27 protein-coding genes are annotated in these 19,076 nt (G+C 53.4%); 16 read left to right on the top strand and 11 right to left on the bottom strand.

The window, feature by feature from the left end:
- Window positions 1-97 precede the first annotated feature (97 nt).
- From A4E33_RS01080 to A4E33_RS01070, 3 genes are all read right to left on the bottom strand, one after another.
- A complete protein-coding gene (locus A4E33_RS01080) occupies window positions 98-1,063 on the bottom strand; it encodes a tetratricopeptide repeat protein (protein ID WP_292345597.1) in 966 nt (321 codons plus the stop codon).
- Between the two features lie 172 nt (window positions 1,064-1,235).
- Entirely contained in the window at window positions 1,236-1,919 is a 684-nt protein-coding gene (locus A4E33_RS01075) for a winged helix-turn-helix transcriptional regulator (RefSeq protein WP_292345595.1), read from the bottom strand.
- 162 nt (window positions 1,920-2,081) lie between these two features.
- Window positions 2,082-2,378, bottom strand: coding sequence for a hypothetical protein (locus A4E33_RS01070; protein ID WP_292345593.1), 297 nt, complete (start codon window positions 2,376-2,378; stop codon window positions 2,082-2,084).
- Between the two features lie 425 nt (window positions 2,379-2,803).
- On the opposite strand from A4E33_RS01070, the gene A4E33_RS01065 reads away from it, so the two are divergent.
- The 4 genes from A4E33_RS01065 to A4E33_RS01050 all read left to right on the top strand — a co-directional run bounded on the left by A4E33_RS01065 (window position 2,804) and on the right by A4E33_RS01050 (window position 5,826).
- Window positions 2,804-3,892, top strand: a complete 1,089-nt coding sequence (locus A4E33_RS01065; protein WP_292345591.1) for a hypothetical protein — start codon at window positions 2,804-2,806, stop codon at window positions 3,890-3,892.
- Between the two features lie 239 nt (window positions 3,893-4,131).
- A complete protein-coding gene (locus tag A4E33_RS01060; protein WP_292345589.1) occupies window positions 4,132-4,395 on the top strand; it encodes a hypothetical protein in 264 nt (87 codons plus the stop codon).
- A 68-nt stretch (window positions 4,396-4,463) separates the two neighbouring features.
- On the top strand, window positions 4,464-4,640 hold the full coding sequence (locus tag A4E33_RS01055) for a hypothetical protein (RefSeq protein WP_292345587.1): 177 nt from the start codon (window positions 4,464-4,466) through the stop codon (window positions 4,638-4,640).
- 397 nt (window positions 4,641-5,037) lie between these two features.
- Window positions 5,038-5,826, top strand: a complete 789-nt coding sequence (locus tag A4E33_RS01050) for a hypothetical protein (protein WP_292345585.1) — start codon at window positions 5,038-5,040, stop codon at window positions 5,824-5,826.
- On the opposite strand, the gene A4E33_RS14665 is transcribed toward A4E33_RS01050, so the two are convergent.
- Window positions 5,765-6,004, bottom strand: a complete 240-nt coding sequence (locus A4E33_RS14665) for a tetratricopeptide repeat protein (protein ID WP_363053544.1) — start codon at window positions 6,002-6,004, stop codon at window positions 5,765-5,767. The two genes, A4E33_RS01050 and A4E33_RS14665, sit on opposite strands and share 62 nt — an antisense overlap.
- 430 nt (window positions 6,005-6,434) lie before the next feature.
- Between A4E33_RS14665 and A4E33_RS01045 the strand changes: the two genes are divergently transcribed.
- The 6 genes from A4E33_RS01045 (at window position 6,435) to A4E33_RS01020 (ending at window position 9,076) form a co-directional block, all read left to right on the top strand.
- On the top strand, window positions 6,435-6,716 hold the full coding sequence (locus tag A4E33_RS01045) for a hypothetical protein (RefSeq protein ID WP_292345584.1): 282 nt from the start codon (window positions 6,435-6,437) through the stop codon (window positions 6,714-6,716).
- Between the two features lie 245 nt (window positions 6,717-6,961).
- Complete coding sequence (locus tag A4E33_RS01040) at window positions 6,962-7,186, top strand: hypothetical protein (protein WP_292345582.1); 225 nt, start codon at window positions 6,962-6,964, stop codon at window positions 7,184-7,186.
- 118 nt (window positions 7,187-7,304) lie between these two features.
- On the top strand, window positions 7,305-7,547 hold the full coding sequence (locus A4E33_RS01035; RefSeq protein WP_292345580.1) for a hypothetical protein: 243 nt from the start codon (window positions 7,305-7,307) through the stop codon (window positions 7,545-7,547).
- On the top strand, window positions 7,544-8,029 hold the full coding sequence (locus A4E33_RS01030; protein WP_292345578.1) for a hypothetical protein: 486 nt from the start codon (window positions 7,544-7,546) through the stop codon (window positions 8,027-8,029). Before A4E33_RS01035 ends, A4E33_RS01030 begins: the two co-directional genes overlap by 4 nt.
- 78 nt (window positions 8,030-8,107) lie before the next feature.
- Entirely contained in the window at window positions 8,108-8,383 is a 276-nt protein-coding gene (locus tag A4E33_RS01025) for a hypothetical protein (RefSeq protein ID WP_292345576.1), read from the top strand.
- 105 nt (window positions 8,384-8,488) lie between these two features.
- The gene (locus A4E33_RS01020) at window positions 8,489-9,076 is read left to right on the top strand and encodes a hypothetical protein (protein WP_292345574.1); all 588 of its coding nucleotides are present in this window, start codon (window positions 8,489-8,491) and stop codon (window positions 9,074-9,076) included.
- Here A4E33_RS01020 and A4E33_RS01015 read toward each other — a convergent pair.
- On the bottom strand, window positions 9,057-9,248 hold the full coding sequence (locus tag A4E33_RS01015; RefSeq protein ID WP_292345572.1) for a rubredoxin: 192 nt from the start codon (window positions 9,246-9,248) through the stop codon (window positions 9,057-9,059). The genes A4E33_RS01020 and A4E33_RS01015 overlap by 20 nt on opposite strands.
- 93 nt (window positions 9,249-9,341) lie before the next feature.
- Window positions 9,342-9,908, bottom strand: coding sequence for a DUF99 family protein (locus A4E33_RS01010; protein ID WP_292345570.1), 567 nt, complete (start codon window positions 9,906-9,908; stop codon window positions 9,342-9,344).
- A gap of 38 nt (window positions 9,909-9,946) precedes the next feature.
- On the opposite strand from A4E33_RS01010, the gene aglJ reads away from it, so the two are divergent.
- A complete protein-coding gene (gene aglJ, locus A4E33_RS01005; protein ID WP_292345568.1) occupies window positions 9,947-10,876 on the top strand; it encodes an S-layer glycoprotein N-glycosyltransferase AglJ in 930 nt (309 codons plus the stop codon).
- 802 nt (window positions 10,877-11,678) lie between these two features.
- On the opposite strand, the gene A4E33_RS01000 is transcribed toward aglJ, so the two are convergent.
- The 5 genes from A4E33_RS01000 to A4E33_RS00980 all read right to left on the bottom strand — a co-directional run bounded on the left by A4E33_RS01000 (window position 11,679) and on the right by A4E33_RS00980 (window position 15,654).
- Window positions 11,679-12,221 carry an aldolase gene (locus tag A4E33_RS01000; protein ID WP_292345566.1) on the bottom strand — a complete coding sequence of 181 codons (543 nt, stop codon included), beginning with the start codon at window positions 12,219-12,221 and terminating at the stop codon, window positions 11,679-11,681.
- 146 nt (window positions 12,222-12,367) lie between these two features.
- Window positions 12,368-13,018 (bottom strand): NADPH-dependent F420 reductase, encoded by a 651-nt coding sequence (gene npdG / locus A4E33_RS00995; protein ID WP_292345564.1) that lies wholly within the window; start codon window positions 13,016-13,018, stop codon window positions 12,368-12,370.
- The gene (trxA, locus tag A4E33_RS00990; RefSeq protein WP_292345986.1) at window positions 13,019-13,318 is read right to left on the bottom strand and encodes a thioredoxin; all 300 of its coding nucleotides are present in this window, start codon (window positions 13,316-13,318) and stop codon (window positions 13,019-13,021) included.
- Between the two features lie 27 nt (window positions 13,319-13,345).
- Window positions 13,346-14,806, bottom strand: a complete 1,461-nt coding sequence (locus tag A4E33_RS00985; protein WP_292345562.1) for a preprotein translocase subunit SecD — start codon at window positions 14,804-14,806, stop codon at window positions 13,346-13,348.
- Window positions 14,803-15,654: a protein translocase subunit SecF gene (locus A4E33_RS00980; protein WP_292345560.1), complete on the bottom strand. Its 852-nt coding sequence runs from the start codon at window positions 15,652-15,654 to the stop codon at window positions 14,803-14,805. The genes A4E33_RS00985 and A4E33_RS00980 overlap by 4 nt, the downstream gene beginning before the upstream one ends.
- 220 nt (window positions 15,655-15,874) lie before the next feature.
- Between A4E33_RS00980 and A4E33_RS00975 the strand changes: the two genes are divergently transcribed.
- From A4E33_RS00975 to A4E33_RS00955, 5 genes are all read left to right on the top strand, one after another.
- Window positions 15,875-16,183, top strand: coding sequence for a DUF2551 domain-containing protein (locus tag A4E33_RS00975; protein ID WP_292345558.1), 309 nt, complete (start codon window positions 15,875-15,877; stop codon window positions 16,181-16,183).
- Between the two features lie 57 nt (window positions 16,184-16,240).
- Window positions 16,241-16,528 carry a hypothetical protein gene (locus A4E33_RS00970; RefSeq protein ID WP_292345556.1) on the top strand — a complete coding sequence of 96 codons (288 nt, stop codon included), beginning with the start codon at window positions 16,241-16,243 and terminating at the stop codon, window positions 16,526-16,528.
- The gene (locus tag A4E33_RS00965; RefSeq protein ID WP_292345555.1) at window positions 16,528-16,935 is read left to right on the top strand and encodes an archease; all 408 of its coding nucleotides are present in this window, start codon (window positions 16,528-16,530) and stop codon (window positions 16,933-16,935) included. Before A4E33_RS00970 ends, A4E33_RS00965 begins: the two co-directional genes overlap by 1 nt.
- Before the next feature lie 84 nt (window positions 16,936-17,019).
- Window positions 17,020-18,453 (top strand): RtcB family protein, encoded by a 1,434-nt coding sequence (locus tag A4E33_RS00960; RefSeq protein ID WP_292345553.1) that lies wholly within the window; start codon window positions 17,020-17,022, stop codon window positions 18,451-18,453.
- Window positions 18,450-19,025, top strand: coding sequence for a hypothetical protein (locus A4E33_RS00955; protein ID WP_292345551.1), 576 nt, complete (start codon window positions 18,450-18,452; stop codon window positions 19,023-19,025). The genes A4E33_RS00960 and A4E33_RS00955 overlap by 4 nt, the downstream gene beginning before the upstream one ends.
- The last annotated feature ends 51 nt before the right edge of the window (window positions 19,026-19,076 follow it).

The following is a 19,076-nucleotide window of genomic DNA, read 5'->3' as shown; positions in this document are numbered from 1 at the left end:
TGCGGGTGATTCTTGTATTATGCCGGGAAAACCGAACGCTTCAGAATGCAAATTGAATACTGCCGGTTTCAACTCCCTGACTTACGAACCGGAAGATTTACCGCAACAGGATACCGAATACCTCGGAGAAACTCCTGATGGCATCATCAACTTTGCCGTTCTTCAGGAGAGAGAGTCCTTTGACAACACCAATCCGGACATCCTTGACATCGATATAATACGCCTGGTCGAACGCACGCGCCGATTCCTCGAGCTTTCCGAGCATGAAACACGAGTTGCTCATGACAACCCAGGCATCGGCAATCGACGGGTCTGATTTGAGGGCGTTCTCGAGGCAGCTCACGGCTTCTTCATGCTTCCCGAGCATGCTGTACGCAAGGCCTTTCCGGTACAGGGCTTTTGCATTGTCGGGCTCGAGGGAGAGTGCCTTGTCGAGGACCTCGAGCGCTTCCCGGTACCGTTTCAGGTTGATGAGGGCAACTCCCTTCTTGATCAGCGCAGAGAGATAGAACGGGTAGATCCTGAGGGCGCGGTCATAGCAGATGATCTCCTCTTCAAACCACCTGAGTTTCCCGTACGCATACCCCTTGTTGACCCATGCGGAAAGGTATCGCGGACGGAGCTCGAGCGCCCGGTCGCAACAACGCACCTCGGCTTCGAACCGGCCGAGCATGCCGAGGGCAACTCCCTTGTTGTTCCACGCAGTGGCATTCTCCGGGTCGATCTGGAGCGCCCGCTCGCAGCATTCGACCTTCTCCTCGAACCGGTCGAGCATCCCGAAGGCAAATCCCATGTTGTTCCATGCTTCGACACAGAACGGATCGATCTCGATGGCTTTTTTACAGCACTCGATCTCTTCCTCGAACCTGCCGAGCTTCCCGAGGGCAAACCCCCTGCCGACCCATGCAATGGCAAGCTTCGGATCCTCTTTAAGCGCACGGGCGAACTGTTCCAGAGCTTCCTCGTGCTTTCCTTCACGCCCGAGGGCAAGACCTTCGAGGTAAAAGTCCCTTCCGGACTTGGCGCCGGTGGCTGGATCCGAAGGTTCTGATGCGACTGGCATGGACTCCGTTACCCGGTGGATTGTAGTACAACTGCTTAGTGCCGGTGATATTTATTTTAACGGATTATGGGTGACGGGGGAAAGAAAGAGACCCGCGGATAGTGAAAATTCTGATAGCAATTCCCAGACATACGTAAGGGATGCTCATTTCGTTCAGAAAAATTTTTTTCGCTCAAACAGCCTGGTCGGCGTGTGCTTGTCCTGAAAAAACAGGGCTCTGGAGGGCCCGGGACAGACCCCGGATAGACCGGGCTGCATCATGGGACAAACGGAAAGATGCGTCTCTTCCGTTCCTTGTAATGGTGATTATTCCGTCTTCCGACAAACGGTTCGTGTGCCAAGTTATTGAGGGCCCGGAAACTCCGAGGATTTCTGCAATCTCCTTACGGGTGATCTCTCGGGAATCAGAGAGGATCCCCAAGATTTTTTTGGTAGTTGAATTCCTCATATGGATAAAGATACATTTTTCCAGGTTGCCCCATCGCCCGCTGTTCTCGAAATACCCCTCGGACTTTGCAGTATGGAACCTGACGATCTTTCCTTTTAATTCAAGGATATGGAGATGATATTGCAGTACTCCCCGGTTAATCCCGTACGATATCATCAGAGTATTGAAATTGATGCCGGGATTTCGTGCAACAGTTTCAAAAATAAGCCTGCGGTTACTGTTATACAAAACCGCCATCTCATCGATTTTCCTGTATCCGAGATAAACGAATATTTTGATCATAAGGAAAAATTCGACCGGATACACGAGGATTGGAGAGAATGATAGGGCGACAAAGATGATCATGGCACGGGGTGTCAGTTCATAAAAGGAGACTTCCTGGCTGGTATCTTCCGGCGGTTCCTGCACGAGACCATATGCAGGCCGGACTGTGTAACTTTCTCCGTGCACGGCAGGTACTACAGAAAGGACCAGAAGACTGGTAATAAGCACGATGACCAGGCTGCAGATCTTCCTTTTCATTAAAACCAATTAATATTCAAAATAATATGAGGTTTTTGATCCAGACTTTCAGACATTGAATGAAAACCCCTGGACCCCCGTTACGTGTTCTCCATACACCCTGAAACTCCAGCTGCCCGGGGTCAGGCCGGACGGTTTCGATACGGAAAGATAGATCCTTCCGTTGATCACACCGTCAGATGCATCGTTATAAGGACCAAGCGTCGCATCCGGTGCCGAGATTGTGAGGGTCAGGGAATCGGATGTGTCGCCCCAGTTAAGGTCCGGATAAATGGCCATAGTACCGGATGACACATATTTCGAGTAGTACACGGTCTGGCCCTGCCCGATGGTTCCGGTACTCATGGGCATGATCACTGATGGTAGGAACAGGTCATTTGCCGGCCGGACTGAATAACCATTATCGATTTCAGGACTCAATGCAGAAATACCCGGTATGAGCCCGAACGCGCATACCAGGAAAATGAGGGATATTCCGGATACCTTCATGGATATCACGGATTGCGTCTCAAAGCCAGGCACTTAAGGTTTCTATTACAACTATCTACCGATCGATGGACTGGTAGATGATTGTAATAGAAATCTTATTTGTCGCGCAGTGAATCCAGCCAGTGCGGGCATTCTCCCGAATGCACCGCAGAAACCGGGGAGGGTAACCTCACACTCACATAACTCCTCTCCCCGGTCCGCTTGCGATACCCGCCTCACTGAAAAGGCGGAATGATTCTGTACCGGCGAGCGGAGCGTATCGAAAAAAGGAGCGAAAAGGGATGAAACCACACAAGATAATCGTTATCCTGCTGGCACTAATGCTGGCAGCGATAATATTTGTACCGATAGTGAGTGCGAGTGATGATTTATCAAAGGAATCTGCGATAAAAAACGCGGAAACTGCATATCAGAAAGAAATCATTCTCGCTGCATTCGGCCGGGTACCGTCAGAAAAATTACCATATACTGATTTGCGGAAAATTGATTCCGATCCTTGGTATTCAAGTCTGAGAGCCGTAAACAGCGAATCAGACAAAGAACTGCAAAAATACTACTATCCGAATGGTCCAATGATTGGTAAAGGCATTGACATGAAAGGATCAATCGTTGTGATGATTAACAAAGATTGGGTCGTGAATCAGTCAGTGTTAAAGGAGATTTACGAAAAAATTTCCGAACAGGGACGACAGAAGGGCATCGAAAATATTCCCTGCAGGTTTATCTCCATGGGACTCATGGAAACGCAAGCCACCCGGACCGAACAGATACGACCGGTAATCGGGGGAACCAAGGTTCACATGGCTGGGTATTATTCCACGCTTGGATTTGTTGCAACGGATTCTTCCGGAAACCGTGGCATCGTCGCAACAGGCCATATGGGATCGATAGGATCATCAGTGTATCAGCCGGATCCGACCGTCAGCGGCGCCTTTATCGGCTATAAAACCACTCTGGGTAATACCTATTCTGATTCTTCATGGACACAATTGACGAGTGGGGTTACGAGTAATCCCAAAGTGTATGAATCCGCTTCTGCATACAAGACATTCAATTACTGGGATGACAATCCGTCAGGACTTACCCTGTATATGTCTGGAGTGGAATCGGGATTGACAACGGGTAGCACGGTGTACCAGGCCAATGTCTGGAATGACCATTACGGAAAATACATTCAGAATCAATGGTACGCCACCTACTCTTCTGCAACGGGTGACAGCGGAGCACCTGTGTATGAGAAATATTCCACTGGGGAGACAGTACTGGTTGGGATCCACGTAGGACGATCAAACGGGACTGGATATGCCATTTTCTCACCAGTGCAGGGAATCCGGCGTGATCTTAACTGGATAACGCCATTGACCGGATAAAATCCCCATTTTTTCCAGAACGGTGAAAACAGATGAACCGATACGTAATGACCGGAATTCTAATCCTCGGGATTGTTTTTGGTCTTGTATTAATTCTTCCTACAGGGATGGAACAAGATGAAGGCCCGGATATGAAACCAAATCTGTCGGCGACTATTCCGGGAGAACGGATCATTGATTCATTCGGACTGGAAAGGGAAAACCCGGATAGAACGGTTTTTCTCAACGACCCGGATCTGATGGAGCGGTTCATCAATGCATCCGATACGGATATCAGCCCGTATTATTACCCGAAAGGACCGGTAATCGGGTTCAGGAAGGATATGCAGGGTTCGATCATCGTGATGATAGACGACTCACAGAAAGTTAACCGGACCGTTGTCTATGAGATCCATAATCGTATTTCTGAACGGGGAAGAACGTTTAATATAACAAACGTTCCGTGCAAATTTGTCCTGACGGGAATTGTCCATGTTGAAGTACCTCGGGATACAGTACTCTGATAGACATTCCGACGGACTCTCGACCAGAAGGGCAGATAGTAACTGATTGGGATAATACAGGGAGCCCTATGAAAAACCAATACGCAGGCATGGCATGGAATATCCTTCTCATTATCGGAATCATTCTGGCATGTATCGATTTTTACTCCGTCATGGTTTACAACAGGAATTATTTTCCGAACCTAGGCCTGATGATGGTTATCCTCATTGCCATAGGGATCATCCGGTATTATTTCGACAGGTGATTGGTTAGCCAGGTTGAATAACTATTATTAATTGCAAATTTCTGAAAAAAATTCCCGACACGAGCATGATCGCGCCAACCGGGATCATGATATATTTCCGAGTGCCTTCATGGATACCTCAGTTTACGTTACTGAAGCCTGCGCTTATAGTATTAATTATAACGGTTTACCAGTCGCCAGACCAGTAGATGATTGTAATAGAAATCTTATTTGTCGCGCACTGAATCCAGCCAGTGCGGGCATTCTCCCGAATGCACCGCAGAAACCGGGGAGGGTAACCTCACACTCACATAACTCCTCTCCCCGGTCCGCTTGCGATACCCGCCTCACTGAAAAGGCGGAATGATTCTGTACCGGCGAGCGGAGCGTATTGAGAACAAGCCAAAGGAGCATGAAAATGGAACTCTACAAAACCCTGGTTGTCATGCTTGCGCTCTTCCTGGCAGTCACAGTAATAATGCCAGCCGGATCAGCAGAGATGACAACAAGTACGGCATCGCCGGAAGTAGACGCATACATGGAATGGGCTTACACGATGGAGGGCAAGGAGGTCCCGGTAAGCCAGATCCTTGAAAAGCGAAATCCGGAATTCTGGTCAAATCTGTCTCAGGATCAGAAAAATGTATACTCAAAACTGAAGACCATGATCCCGAATTACCATCAATTCTCCCAGACCACTGAGAAAGAGTTTGCAACTGCAACGGCAACCGGCAAATCGTCAGGAAACGATAAAATTGCCTCCTCGCTGGAGGTAATCATCTACACTGCAGATGCCTATAGTGCAACTACAGCCATTCCCGGCGCCATAAATTACTGGGCAGGCACTACGACAAATTACCCGTGCCCGTGGTCTCTTGTCATCGCAGATCTCATGAGGTGGGATGGTTCCAAGTGGGTCCGCCAGAAAGAAAAAACGGCTGAGAGTTATTACACCACGTTTACAGAAGCATGGGACAATTCAATCCTGCCCCCGTCCGGATACTATTATTCCACGTATTCCCAGCATTTCGGGGATTTCCCCCCGGGTGCAGTGCCGCCAGCATGGACCCTTGCACGGTGGTCCAACACGATGTATTACACCTGGACTTTCTTTTTTTCCAAAACGGAAACCTGGATTCCGTTCATCAGAGGGGGAGAGAAGGATCATAGGTTTTTGCATTCCGGAGGCATAGTTCTGCTTCATTGAATTGTTTCATGTTCCGGAGGGTAATCCCCTTTGCATACCAGCATAAACCACTTTCCTGATCCAGTTCAAGGCCTTTGTTATAATTCTCCAGCGCTTTATCATACTGGCCAAAAGCATTGTTGTAGTACATCCCCCGCAGGCACCATGCGGATGCATTCGCTGGATCCGATTCCACCATCCGATCGAAATCCTCCTGGCTGGCATTCACTCTCTGGGAAAATTGCCGTGGATAAATTGCAGCAGACGTCCCATCCTGCGAGACACATCCGCTGAATGATAAGAATATCAGTATCAGGAAAAGACCTGCAATTCTTTTCATATCCTATTCTTTGATTCTTTTATCGATAATTTTTATGTTTTTATCCGCTCAACGAGAATTTTTACTCCTCGTGATCGGTAGATGATAGTAACAGAAATCTAAGATGTTTCTCAATCAATCCAGCCAATGCAGACATAATCCGGAATATGCGGCAGAAACCGGGGGGTAACCTCATACTCACAACAATCTCCTACAGGGTCCGCTGCTAATATTTTATAATGTACAATACCAAGAACAATAATCGACCAACTAGTATATATTCAATCGCCACTTTTCTTAGATAATCACAATGCTTGCTGAATCCTGTATCCCCACGACGACAAAGATCATGGCCCTCGGCCATTCCCTCCGCGAGGCGGAACGGATAGCCGCGGTGATCGTGATCGAGTGTATCGTGCTGTACATGATGATGGGCTTCCGTATTGCCGGCAGTGAGCCGGAATACCCGACCTTTTCCCGAGATCCTTCACGCACCATGAAGGACAGCCCTGCAGGCCATTGTGGGAATGTCCCGGCGGTTGCACCCTGCCGGGACCATAAGATTCTCCAGTGTCAGCGGATTTCTGCGTGACCGGGATACCGGCCTGAGCGGAAGCGGATCGCTGGCGTGGAGATTTTCCCCGCTATACGATACCCGGCAGCCCAACCGCTGCCGTTCCCGCTTTCCGGAGCCGGCCGGTCCTTACAGAATGAAAGAGGCGAGCGGAGCCGCTCACCTCCCGCGTAACTGCAGAAAATGTGGACTGTGTGATTGCAATGGTGAAAACGATACAACCCGGGGAATTGTGTACTCCCCGGAACGAAAAGCGTACAGCAATGTACGACAGAACCGGCGTGGAAAGAACCTGCATGACGGCACGGTACCCGGAATACGGGCAGCGGCCGTTGCGGGGAGAAGAAGTGTACTTCATCCAGGTAGAGGGAGTCCGCAGACCAGCGGGACTCCGCATAGCCTGCGATCCCTTCACCCTGCCGGAACGTGTGCGGACCAGGATTAACCATTATGCCGATGTCTTCCTGCGAAGACTGGGGAGGCTTTAGCCGTGAGCAGGAAAACTGTTGAATCGGGGCCGGAGATAATCCTGCCGGAACGTCATGGCATGACAGAATGTGTCCGGCAGGGCCGGACCATCCTGCGTGTACCTGCGGACGGTGAAGCATGGAGGCGTTCCTGATGCCGCGGAGACCAGCGGTCCTCACGCCAAAAGTTCCGCTCTTCCTCATCCCGTCCATCATCCAAAAGGAAGTGAAACGGGCGGGCGAGGAACTCGTGCGAATCGTTGTGAAGAAAGCCGGCCGGCACTACTACAACGTGAGTGTCCGGACGCGCTCGATCTGCCGCGAACTGCGGATGAAAGTCCCACAGGCCGGCTATAGCGTAAAAGTGGAGGTGAGATCGTGAACCGCGGACCGTGGCCCGAGAAAGCGATGGAGATCGCGATGCCGTACGCGAACGCACGCGGGTTTGTGATCCTGTGCAAGAGGTATCACGGCTGTGTCTGCGATTTCATCATCGCGGAACCCGGCCAGACAACGATCGGAAAAGCGACGCGGACCAAGCGCCTCTTCGATACGACTGCAGGAATGGCCGCGCAGTTCCCGTCCGCCATCGCGCACCTCAGCCGCGTTCCGCCGGATCCCGGCCGGTCCTGCGAGATCTGGGCCTGCGATTATTACGGCAACATCCGGTTCTTCCGGTCCGCGGGCACGGGGTTCGTGGAGATCAACCAGCACGGGGCGGTGATCGATCCTTTGGTTGTGCCGGGGTATTCCGGAGAAGTGAGATCTCCCGGGATAACCGGGGGAGAGCCGGGCCGTCATCCGCCCGGGGGAGGAGACATCAACGGGGGAGCGGGTGAGCGGCTATCAACTGTCAGCGGCTAAAGTCGGGTTGAACGTCGCAACATCCGCAATGAGTTCGGCGAGGCTGCTTCCGAGGCATTATTTGCCGGATTATTCACCGTGCCTGCGTGGGTTCTCCTCTCCGAGAAGGGCAGGAGCATGCTCTCGTTCACCATTGCTGCGATGATCTTCCTGCTCCTGTTCCTCTTCCTGCCCAAGATGATCCGGAAAGCGATGAGCACCGATATAGACACCATCATCCAGCTCATCGGCAGGAATAAGCAGATGAAGAAGGTGTTCTGGAGCGTGTTCGTGATCCTGGCCGGGTTCGTGCTGACGCAGGTACTGGAGCCGGAGATGGCGAGGGAGATTCTTGCACTCATTATGAGGGTTTGATAACCAAATTATTTTTCGGGAAACAATAACACCCGATATCCTCCGGTATATTGTTTGCGAAAGGATTTCACAAACGCTATATACTCAATAATATAACTGAGGAATGTGTCCCCGCTGCCAGAATCCGATCGCGCAGGCATGTCAGTTATCGGCAATGTGATGATGATAAGTATCACGATCATTCTCGCGACGATTCTCCTGCTGATGTGTCTGGGCATCCATATTTTACAGGCAGATGATGTTCCGGATATCTTCAAAATTGTAAATATTGACCATTATGATAAAAATGGAAAAATGGATTTTAACAGCTATGTGACACTGAAGAATGTCGGTAAAAGAAGTTACCTCAACCGGTACCTTTCCGTAAAATTATTCGTCAACGGTGTCCCCTCAAACGCAAAATTACCCACGTTGAATGGCGAGGCTTTTTGCAATTCTGATCATACTGGTATTAAGAATATCGGGGGTCTCGGAGTGAGAGGAAACGTGAATTACGCTACGTCACGCTGGTACGAAGGCCAGGAATTATTCATAGATTTTAACGACGGAACATTCCATCCGGATGACACCATCCGGATCGAAGTCTACGACACGTCAACCGGCCAAATACTCTCCCGCGACACGTACCCGCCGGAGAAAAAATACACCGTGAAATGGTTCTATAATTATTTCCTCAATCCTCAAGTCGCTTAAAGACACCTTTCTTGCACTTGAGGATCTTGCATTCGGGACAACGCCAGGTGTCCGGAACTTTCTCCCACGGGGTACCGGCCGGGATACCGTTCTTCGGGTCGCCCTTGGCCGGATCATAGATCCAGTGGCATTCGAGGCAGACCCAGCGTGCATTCTTGTCATCGGTTGGCATGGAAAATATCAACTCCGGTAACCAGATTAAATCGTTCCAGTCCTGTTTTATTTTTGGGAATATGAATACTTTCCTTGGGGCAACCAGCCGGAATTATTGCCCTCCCCTGCCGGAAAAGACCTCACGCGCAAGGAGCCGTGCAACCCGCAGGGGCTCGGGGATCTTCCCCTCGAGCGTGAAGTCCCGGCAGAACCGTGCAGCATCGGGATAACCAATCCCTGCCGCCCGCAGGTAGATGGTCCGGTTCCCGCCAAGATCCACCGGTTCCCGCTCGCCCAACTGCAGGTATGCCTGTATCCGGTCCTCATCGTCCGGGAAATGGTACCGGAGATCGTCAAGCAGCCCGTCCGATTCCTCGTACGTGACGCAGATGACCGGTATCCCGGTTTCCTCCGCGATCCGCCGGACATCGATCACGTTGAACCATGCGATCACGCAGCCGGACAACAGGACGACATTGATATCCCGACGGTCGAGATCGTGGATCATCTGCAGGACAGTATCGGTTGCATCCATGCCGCCGACCGTGACCCTGCCTGAGGTAAAACCATCGATGCGGAGGTCCTTTCGCATGACAACACCGGCAAGAACCGACCGGGAGCGCCCGGCAAAGCTCTCCGCAATCCCCAGCGCCCGCAGGCCTTTCTTGGGGAGATGCATAGAAGCACTTATGACACCCGATTAAAAATACTATACGGATGAAATTCAACAAGGACGAGGTCTGCGTTCTGATCCCGACGCTTAATGAAGCGCCAACCATCGGCGGTATCGTCCGGGATTTCAAACAGCTCGGCTACAACCATATCCTGGTCATCGACGCAAAGAGCTCCGATAACACGGTGAAGCTCGCCCGTGAAGCCGGTGCCACGGTCCGCACCCAGACCGGCAAGGGGAAGGGCAATGCGATCATCGAGGCATTCGAGATCATTGAGCAGCCGTACATTCTTATGCTCGACGGCGACGGCACGTATTCTGCAAAAGACGCGGAGAAGATGCTGACGCCGCTGTTTCTGGGATTCGACCAGGTTATCGGCGACCGGCTCATCAATGCCGAGGAAGGTGCATTCTCCCGGCTCAACCTGTTCGGCAACCATATGCTCAATCTCCTCTTCAAGATCGCCCACAGCCGGGACCTGCACGATATCCTGTCGGGATACCGCGCGTTCACCAAGCTTGCAGTAAGCCAGATGACCCTGAAGGAGAAGGGATTTGAGATCGAAACGGAGATCTCGGTCGAGGCAGTCAGGAACGGCCAGCGCATCATGGTCGTCCCGATCCGGTACTCGAGCCGGCCGGGGACTGCAACCAAGCTCTCGCCGTTCCATGACGGCCTCAAGATCGTCAGCACCATCTACCGGCTCGCCCGGGTGAACAACCCGATGTTCTACTTTGGTTTGATGGGCATCCTGACCTCCCTCCTCGGGTTCCTTACCGGTATCTATGTGCTGCTGGAATGGCTCAAGCCGGGCAATGTTGAGCACATACCGCTCACCATCCTCACCGTGCTTCTCATCGTGGTTGGTATCGAGATTTTCATGTTCGGCATGATCAGCGACATGCTCCTCGTCTTCCACCGCGAGATCATCCGTGAGATCCAGCTGCTCCAGCCGCCGCGGCAGCAGAAGTGATTTTTTCCGGTGCTGTGGTTTTTCTCTCTATAGAAAAAACCGACTTTTTTGATTTAATTTGTTCCATCATGAAAAAATGGTGTAAAGAACCCTCTTGATTGCCGGGTATGTACTTGACTCACTAAGGGAGTACTTTACTACTTTTTTCTGTGTCCGGCGTGAGCATTCCGGCAGATCGATCGGATCCCGGTTAAAATTTCACGGACGGGGGGCGAGGGGTCGATTGAAAAAAAATTCCGGATATCGATCTGCGAACGGAAAACGAAGATGATGAATTATGGGAGATGATGCTTGAATATAATCCTGCGGATTATCTTCTTGAATCCGCATTGCATGATGGCAATGCAGATACCCCCGAACCCCAATTGCGATAAACGGCAGCCGATTCGAAGAACCTGATGGTTTTTCTCATCGTCGAGGTTCTGATGAATCCGGGACCTTCTCCGGAAGGGCGGAGTTGAGAAGAGCAGAAGGATCTTTGAACTACCCGTACCCGCAGGGAGCCGGCTGTGACCATCAGGTCGGGGCTGGCTGGAGAAAATTCTCACACCGAATTTTCGACTCGCTCCTGCGGCGACTTCAATTCTTTCTTCCGGGTCTTGCCCTGCCATATCGTACCGGTCAGCGGCAGGAGAAAGTCTGCAACCTTTTCCTGAACGCATCAGCGTTCTTTGTGTGCTGAAGAACCCGTCAGGGCTCAAAGTCGAAAGGAATGCGCCAGCACTCATTGAGGAAATAGGGAGTCACTCTCGTTATTCCACGGAATGCCTCGGAGTATTAGATTTCTCCGGATCTGAAAAATTCACTCGCAGGAAAATCCCCGTTTGATCGCGAGCACCCGGCACGCGTGCTCGCAAAGAGAGGTAAAGAGGTAGGCCTCGTCAAGCGTTTTTCCCGCCGCGAAGGTGCCGTGCCCGCGGGCGATAACGAGCTTTGAGCTGATGAGGGCATCCGACACCGCATCGGCAATTGCCTGTGATCCCGGCTCGCCGGAAACAACCGGGATGACAGGGCAGAACATGATGCCCTCGCTGTCCTCGGGGTGGATCTTATCCAGCACCAGCGAGAGAGCAACAGCGGCAGGAGGATGGGCGTGGACGATTGCCAGATGCCGGGTCTTCCGGTACACGTCACGGTGGACCCGGTATTCGCTTGATGCTTCCGGGGGGACGTCCCCGTCAAGGGGGACAAGAACCGGTTCGGTTGCCGAATCGAGATATGCTCCGGTCCGCTTGATATAAAACCCGGCCTGGTTATGGCGGATGCTGATGTTGCCGAAGTTGCCCCCGACGAGATGCTCGGCAAAGAGGCGTTTCCCGATCCGCTCGAATTCATGGGCGTACATAATGGAACTCCCAAGGATCTCTCCTGCACGAATGCGTCAGATGTTCCCCGGTGAAGACCGCAGGACCCGTCCGTGCGGATTCGAAAAGAGAAGTGTTGTTTCCCGACCGGAGAGAGGATATTATCATGAAAGGTTCCTGTCAGCCGTTACCGGAACTGGATGCCGACATCCCTCATTCGGTTATACCGGGCGATATTGAGCAGGAGGGGGGTGAGCGCCTCGACCATCGAGGATGCTGCAAGCGGGCCGGCATCGAACGCCTGGAGCCGTGAGATTTTATTCACGATCTCCATGACCTGGCGCTTCGCGTCTGCATCATCGCCGCAGACCGGCACGGAATACGCAAGTTCCTCATCGAGCGCCTTCCACTTGTTGGCCGCGATCGTGTTGAACGCTGAACAGATGCGGGCAGATGAGGGGAGCAGGCGGCGTGCCATCAGGGCAGCGGATCCTTCCGGAGGAGGAACGAAGGTGAAATGGTCCCGCTTTTCCATAGGATTGACGGGACTCACCACGATCTTGCCCTCGAACCCGTGCAGGCCTTCCAGCGTGGATGCAAGGTGCTTGAAGGGAATTGCGAGAATGACAATATCCGCTTTGTCCACAGCATCCTGATTGGTAACGCCGGTCAGTGAACAGTCTTTTCCCCGGCCTTTCAGCGTCTCCCTGCCGAGCCGGCAGGTTGCTTCCGCCTTATCCGCCTCGCGTGACCCGACGATGACATCGAAGACCGGCGACATGCGCAGCGCCATTCCCTCTCCGATATCACCGGTCCCGCCAACGATACCGATCCTCACTCAGCTCACCAGCGGCCGCAGCATATTCTCGAGCGTCGCCGCATCGGTGACCCCTTCGAGCGACTTGATGATCCTGCCGTCCTTTTCGATAATGAGTGTGGGAACGACACGGATCCCGTATTTTTCGGCAAGATCCATGTGCTGGTCGACATCGACAGTCTTGATCTCAACGGCGTTCCCCATCTTTTTTGCCAGTTCCTCGATGATCGGGGTCTGCATCCGGCAGGGCCCGCACCAGGTGGCAAAAAAATCGTACAGGATCGGCTTGCTCATAACAATATACCTGTAGGAGTTGTCGATGAAAAAAAAGATAAACCTATGCTCTTGTTACTTGGAGAGGATCTGCATGATGACTTTACCATACGCCGGGCGGGTCACCGCGACACCGACAACGACACCGAGGATGGTGATGATGGCAAATCCCTTCAGGGTTGAGAGATCCATCAGGGCGAGCGGGACCATGGCGATGACAACGGTCGCTGCCGCAGCGATGATGATTCCCAGTGCCCGGGTCAGGCGCTTGAGGTAGAGGTTGGGCGACGGGACCTTTCCTTCATGCAGGATCTCGTCCGTGATGATGACGAGCTGGTCGATGCCGGTCCCCACCACGGCCACGAGACCCGCAATCGTCGGCAGGTCCATCTGGAACCGGATCAGGGCGATGAACCCGAGCAGGATGAGCAGCTCCGAGGCATTGATCATGACCATCGGGAGGACAATACCGGGTTCGCGGTACCGGTAATAGATGACGCACCCGACCGTGATCAGGGCAAGGATCCCGGCAAGGACCGCCATCATCTTGTATCGTTCCCCGAGCGGTGCCGATGTGCCGCCGGATCCTGCAATGGTAACATCAACCGGCAGCGCCCCGGCGCGGAGGTGGATCTCCAGTTCGGAGGCCTGGTTCGAACCGTATTTCCCGGTCCCGGTCGAGGCATAGAGCTGACGGATCTTCTGGGTCTCCAGCTGCACTGCCAGATCATCAGACAGGGGCGCCGAGTACACGGTCTTGTTGTCGAGGATCATCTGGAGGTAGTGGTTCTCGGGATCCTTCGTCGCACCGTACCGGATCGCTGCCTGCTGGAAGGCCGTCGCACCTTCTTCGCTCAGCGTGAAACTGACACCCCACTTGTCGCTGCCCGGGGGTTCCTGCGAGGGAAGCTGGACACTCGTGATCGAGTCACCGGATACGACATGCTCGGTCTCGTTGCCGGTTGTCTGGACGCGGATCTCGAACTTTCCCTGCTTCCCGACAATCTCCTGCGCCTGCTTCATGTCCACACCGGCCATCTCGACGCGGACATAGCGCGCAACGTTATTCAGGCCGGTGAGCGTGTTAACCTTGGCATCCTTGGTCCCCATTGCATTGATCTTGTTCTCGAGGATGCGTTTGACATCGTCAGCGGTGGACTTGGAGACGCCGATGCTGTAACTGGTCATCTCCCCGCCGGCAGACGCGAAGATGGGCCTGAGTTCTTCCTGCGTGTAGGATTTCCGGATTTCCAGGTGGGACTCGTCGATGAGGATCACTTCGGCATCGGCTTCCCGTGAGAGATTGGAGATGAAATCCTCCAGCTGCCGGTCCGTGGTGAACCCGACAACCTCCCCTTTCATCTCCAGCTGGATCCATGCACCGTGCTGGAGGTCGAGGCCGTACTGGAGATTTGTGGCAATATTGCCCTTCTCGTCGAAGTGCGGGTAAATCGCGATGACCGAGATCAGGAGCAGGATGATAAGGGTCGCAACACGCCAGTCGGTGACGAGCGCTTTGAGTTCCTTCTGGTTCATTTGCCACCTCCTTTCAGCACGTACCATTTCAGGATGCCGACATTCGTTAACCATGTGTTCAGGACATCGGCAACCAGCCCGATCAGGAGGACTGCCGAGATTTCCATCAGGATCTGGACCGACCCGAACCATGAGACCACGAACAGTGCCGTGACCGCGGCAAGGGTTGTTGAGGTCATGATCATGCCGGTATGGAAGGCTCCCATCAGCTTGTCATTCAGTTTTCCCTGTCGTTTCAGGACCCGGTTCGTGAGCAGGATATCGCTGTCAACCGAGTAACCAATGAGCATGAGGAGCGCTGCGGTTGTCCCAAGGGACAGGGGAATGCCGATGATATTCATGACCGCTGCAGTCATCGCCATGTCCGCGAGTGCCGACATGACAACCGCTGCGGAGGGCACCAAAGTCCTGAAGGAGAGGAAGACGACGATCGCCATGCCGATAAAGGAAAAAACAAGGGCAATGGCAGCCTGACTCTGCAGCGATTTCCCGAACGATTCACCGATCTGGTCGATCTTGGCATCCGGGTATTTCTGGCTGATGAGCTGTGCGAGAGTCTGGTATTTTGCATCGTCCATGGACCCGAATTTCAGGAACTTCCCGTTGTTCATATCGCTTATTTCCGACAGAGGATAGCCGGAGAAGGTTGCCTGCAGCTGTTCATCACTGTCCGTGGTGATGATTGTCACGGCAGTACCCCCGGAAAAATCAATGCCCGGTGTGACCGGCATTCCGGTGGAAGCAAATGTCGATCCGATGACAACAAGGGAGATGATAAAAAGCACGAGAGGGATCGCCACGAGCTGCTGTGGCGTATATTTCTCGATATTGTAGTTGATCAATCCCATGTCTTATCCATCTGTTCGCCGGGAATTAAATAGTTACGAGAAGGGTGGCCGGGCAGTTTTGGCCGGGATTTCCACCCGGAAAAATCAGCACGAAATGGAACGATTGAGGGATTTCGCAGAAAATTTTTGTTCCTTCTAAAAATGGCGCATTTTCCAAACAGGGATTTAATAACGCATAAAAAGAAAAAATATATATACACAGAACTTTGACATTTAGCGTATGAGATCTCCAACAGAGATCAAGAGAGTCATCGAGAACCGTCTCCGGTCCTACCTCTCGCGGGACAAGACCGGCATCAGGCGTGAAGTACTCAGGCTCTTTGTAAAGACCCAGTCGATCACGATCGCCGAGATTGTTGCCGAACTGCAAAAACAGTTCACCGTGACATTCCACGCTGTTGCATCGATGGTCGGCATCATTGCCTCCCGCATCGGCATCCTCCGGGCAAACCGGAACGCCGATGGAGCGAACAGTTACGAACTCAAGGAAAAGTATGTCGACATCGTGGTCGGCATTGTCGGGGCATAATCCCCCCAATCCGATCCATAACCGTTTTTAATGCATGCTTCCTATTATGGAAGCAACATGTTTACCCGTGCACGTGACAGCGCAAGCCTGGCAGAGATCACGATCGCCCCTGAAGTGCTCGATTATATCAGGCAACGGGACTGTGATTTCCGGATCTGCACCTCGTGCGGCGGGCCCATTTTATTGCCGGTGCGGGTCAAGCCGCCGAAAAAGACGGACCTCCTCCTCAAGGCAGGAGATCATACCATCTATGTATCGGTCCACCAGGCACGGTTCCTCAACAGTATCCATCTGGACATGATACCGTTTTTTGACGACAGCGAATTCTCCGGGCCTGAATACTGATGAGCTTTGTTGAGGTCTCCCATACTGCGGACGTAAAGATACACGCAACGGCCCCGACCATGGAGGCGCTCTTTGCGGAGGCCTTTGCTGCTCTGATGCAGGTGATGTACGGGCCCGACCGGAAAGGAGGAATACAGCGGACGGTTACGCTCGAAGCTGCAGATCCGGAATCGCTCCTCCATGACTTCCTCTCGGAAGTGCTCTTTATCTCCGATGTGGACGGGCTGGTGTTCTCATCTGCCCGGATCGCGATCAGCGGATCGCGCCTGGAGGCTGTGCTTGACGGTGAACCCTTCGACAGGGCTCGGCATTTGCTCGGAACGGAAGTCAAGGGCATCTCGTACTCCGGGCTTGCCATCGGCCGCGATGCGAACGGATATATGCTGGACATCGTATTTGATGTATAGGATCGGGTATCCACCGGACAGCATCCCGGATAATGGCGGCAGTCCGGGCGCTGTTCCGGACGGGAACCACAGGAAATGATCTGCATGATTGAGGGAGTTATACGTATCGGGACGAACGAATGGGAGGTGCCGGTCGGGTTTGTTCCCAACATGCGCGTGCCGGGAAGGTTCTACCTCTCGGAATCCCTTGGCAGTATTCTCGAACCTGGCGCTGTCCAGCAGCTTGCGAATGTCGCAACCCTCCCGGGGATCATCGGGCACTCGCTTGCCATGCCGGACATCCACTGGGGGTACGGGTTCCCGATTGGCGGCGTTGCAGCATTCTCGCTCGAAGAGGGAGTCATCTCCCCCGGCGGTGTCGGCTTCGATATCAACTGCGGCGTGAGACTGTTCACCACGCCGCTTGAGGCAAAGGATATCACCGGCCGGCGCGATCTCGTGGATGCGCTCTTCTCTGCAGTCCCGACCGGGGTGGGGGCAAAAAGCCCGCTCAAGGTTTCGCCAAAGACGCTCGACGAGATGATGACCAAAGGAGCGCGCTGGGCGGTTGAGTCCGGGTACGGGCTTCCGCGGGACCTTGAGCGGTGCGAAGACCGGGGATGCATGAAGCAGGCTGACAGCAGCCAGGTCTCCGCAAAGGCAAAACAGCGGGGGGTTCCCCAGGGCGGGACCCTTGGATCAGGAAACCATTTCCTCGAGCTCCAGGTTGTAAGGGAGATCTACGATCCCGATGCTGCCCGTGCATTCGGCATTTCTGCCGGGCAGGTCTGCTGCATGATCCATTGCGGTTCGCGGGGCCTTGGGCACCAGGTCTGCACCGATCATCTGAAGACCCTCGAGCAGGCGACAAAGAGATACCATATTGCCCTTCCCGACCGGCAACTGGCCTGTGCGCCGATCCTGTCTCCGGAGGGAAAAGCCTATTTCGGGGCAATGGCCGCATCGGCAAATTATGCATGGGCCAACCGGCAGATGATCATGCACACTGCCCGTAATGTCATTTCCAGACTGTGCGGGATCGATTACAACGATATGCCGCTGGTATATGATGTTGCCCACAATGTCGCAAAACGCGAAGAGCATCAGTACGGGGGAAAACGGAGTGAGGTATGCGTCCACCGTAAGGGGGCAACACGTGCATTCGGTCCCGGCTCTCCCGATCTCCCGCCCGACCTTGGCCGGACCGGCCAGCCGGTCATCATCCCCGGCAGTATGGGGACCTCATCCTTTGTCCTGCACGGGACCCATGCCGCTATGGAAAAAACCTTTGGCAGCACCTGCCACGGGGCAGGCAGGATCATGAGCCGTACGCAGGCAAAGAAGAAACTGAGCGGGAAGGAGATCGCGGCCGGGCTTCTCAAGGAGGGCATCATTGTCCGGGCCCCCAACGAGAACGCCATAGCCGATGAGGCGCCCGATGTCTACAAGCCAAGCGACGAGGTCGTGAACGTTGTGCACGAGGTCGGGATCTCAAAACTCGTCGCGCGGCTGGTCCCTGTCGGGGTGATCAAGGGGTGAACTGCCGGGCCGGGTTCGTCTGGGCAACGCCGCTGCACTTCAACCGCTTCATCGAGGATTGCGGGATCGGCTGTGAACTCGTTACACCACACATGCTCGCGGCGCCATTTTACCGGCCCACCCTCAACTGCCTGATCATTCCCACAGGGTTTGCCAACCCGGCGTATTCGAACCTCCTCCCGGCCCTCCGTGCGTCGGCCCCGCGCATCCGGCGGTTTGTTGAGAACGGCGGTTCCCTGCTGGTATTCGGCGCTGCAGCAGACAAGCCGGATGCCTACGACTGGCTCCCGTTCCATATCACATACCAGCATGACTTCCATCCCAGAAACATTACCTGTGAAGCCGGTTCCCGTGCCCATTCCCTCATCGATGATTACGATCCTTCCACGATCGAATGTGACGGCATTTTCCCGGAGTACGATGGCGATGCTCCCGGAACCTGCGGATCCGCAGCGGTCGTTGTTGAGAATACTCTCGGCAAAGGGACGATCATTGTCACAAGCCTTCATGAATATCCCTCCCGGAAATTTTTACAAGAATTCTGCTCGGCAGCATCGCCGACACCATTATAACACGTTTTCCGGAGTTATCGTCCGTGTGCTAACTTTATGCATCTCCGGTTC

The organism is Methanoregula sp. PtaB.Bin085, from assembly GCF_002067035.1.
Classification (GTDB): Archaea; Halobacteriota; Methanomicrobia; order Methanomicrobiales; family Methanospirillaceae; genus Methanoregula.
This window is presented reverse-complemented; position numbering and strand designations above follow the sequence as displayed.

Coding starts and splice junctions, on each gene's coding strand:
- A4E33_RS01060 (WP_292345589.1), top strand. CDS start 4,132: ATGGAGCGGTTCATCAATGCATCCGATACGGATATCAGCCCGTATTAT.
- A4E33_RS01080 (WP_292345597.1), bottom strand. CDS start 1,063: ATGCCAGTCGCATCAGAACCTTCGGATCCAGCCACCGGCGCCAAGTCC.
- A4E33_RS01045 (WP_292345584.1), top strand. CDS start 6,435: ATGCTTGCTGAATCCTGTATCCCCACGACGACAAAGATCATGGCCCTC.
- A4E33_RS01000 (WP_292345566.1), bottom strand. CDS start 12,221: ATGTACGCCCATGAATTCGAGCGGATCGGGAAACGCCTCTTTGCCGAG.
- A4E33_RS01065 (WP_292345591.1), top strand. CDS start 2,804: ATGAAACCACACAAGATAATCGTTATCCTGCTGGCACTAATGCTGGCA.
- A4E33_RS01035 (WP_292345580.1), top strand. CDS start 7,305: ATGGAGGCGTTCCTGATGCCGCGGAGACCAGCGGTCCTCACGCCAAAA.
- A4E33_RS00985 (WP_292345562.1), bottom strand. CDS start 14,806: ATGAACCAGAAGGAACTCAAAGCGCTCGTCACCGACTGGCGTGTTGCG.
- A4E33_RS00970 (WP_292345556.1), top strand. CDS start 16,241: ATGTTTACCCGTGCACGTGACAGCGCAAGCCTGGCAGAGATCACGATC.
- A4E33_RS01040 (WP_292345582.1), top strand. CDS start 6,962: ATGTACGACAGAACCGGCGTGGAAAGAACCTGCATGACGGCACGGTAC.
- A4E33_RS01070 (WP_292345593.1), bottom strand. CDS start 2,378: ATGAGTACCGGAACCATCGGGCAGGGCCAGACCGTGTACTACTCGAAA.
- A4E33_RS01010 (WP_292345570.1), bottom strand. CDS start 9,908: ATGCATCTCCCCAAGAAAGGCCTGCGGGCGCTGGGGATTGCGGAGAGC.
- A4E33_RS00975 (WP_292345558.1), top strand. CDS start 15,875: ATGAGATCTCCAACAGAGATCAAGAGAGTCATCGAGAACCGTCTCCGG.
- A4E33_RS01050 (WP_292345585.1), top strand. CDS start 5,038: ATGGAACTCTACAAAACCCTGGTTGTCATGCTTGCGCTCTTCCTGGCA.
- A4E33_RS14665 (WP_363053544.1), bottom strand. CDS start 6,004: ATGGTGGAATCGGATCCAGCGAATGCATCCGCATGGTGCCTGCGGGGG.
- A4E33_RS00965 (WP_292345555.1), top strand. CDS start 16,528: ATGAGCTTTGTTGAGGTCTCCCATACTGCGGACGTAAAGATACACGCA.
- A4E33_RS00980 (WP_292345560.1), bottom strand. CDS start 15,654: ATGGGATTGATCAACTACAATATCGAGAAATATACGCCACAGCAGCTC.
- A4E33_RS01015 (WP_292345572.1), bottom strand. CDS start 9,248: ATGCCAACCGATGACAAGAATGCACGCTGGGTCTGCCTCGAATGCCAC.
- A4E33_RS01055 (WP_292345587.1), top strand. CDS start 4,464: ATGAAAAACCAATACGCAGGCATGGCATGGAATATCCTTCTCATTATC.
- A4E33_RS00960 (WP_292345553.1), top strand. CDS start 17,020: ATGATTGAGGGAGTTATACGTATCGGGACGAACGAATGGGAGGTGCCG.
- aglJ (WP_292345568.1), top strand. CDS start 9,947: ATGAAATTCAACAAGGACGAGGTCTGCGTTCTGATCCCGACGCTTAAT.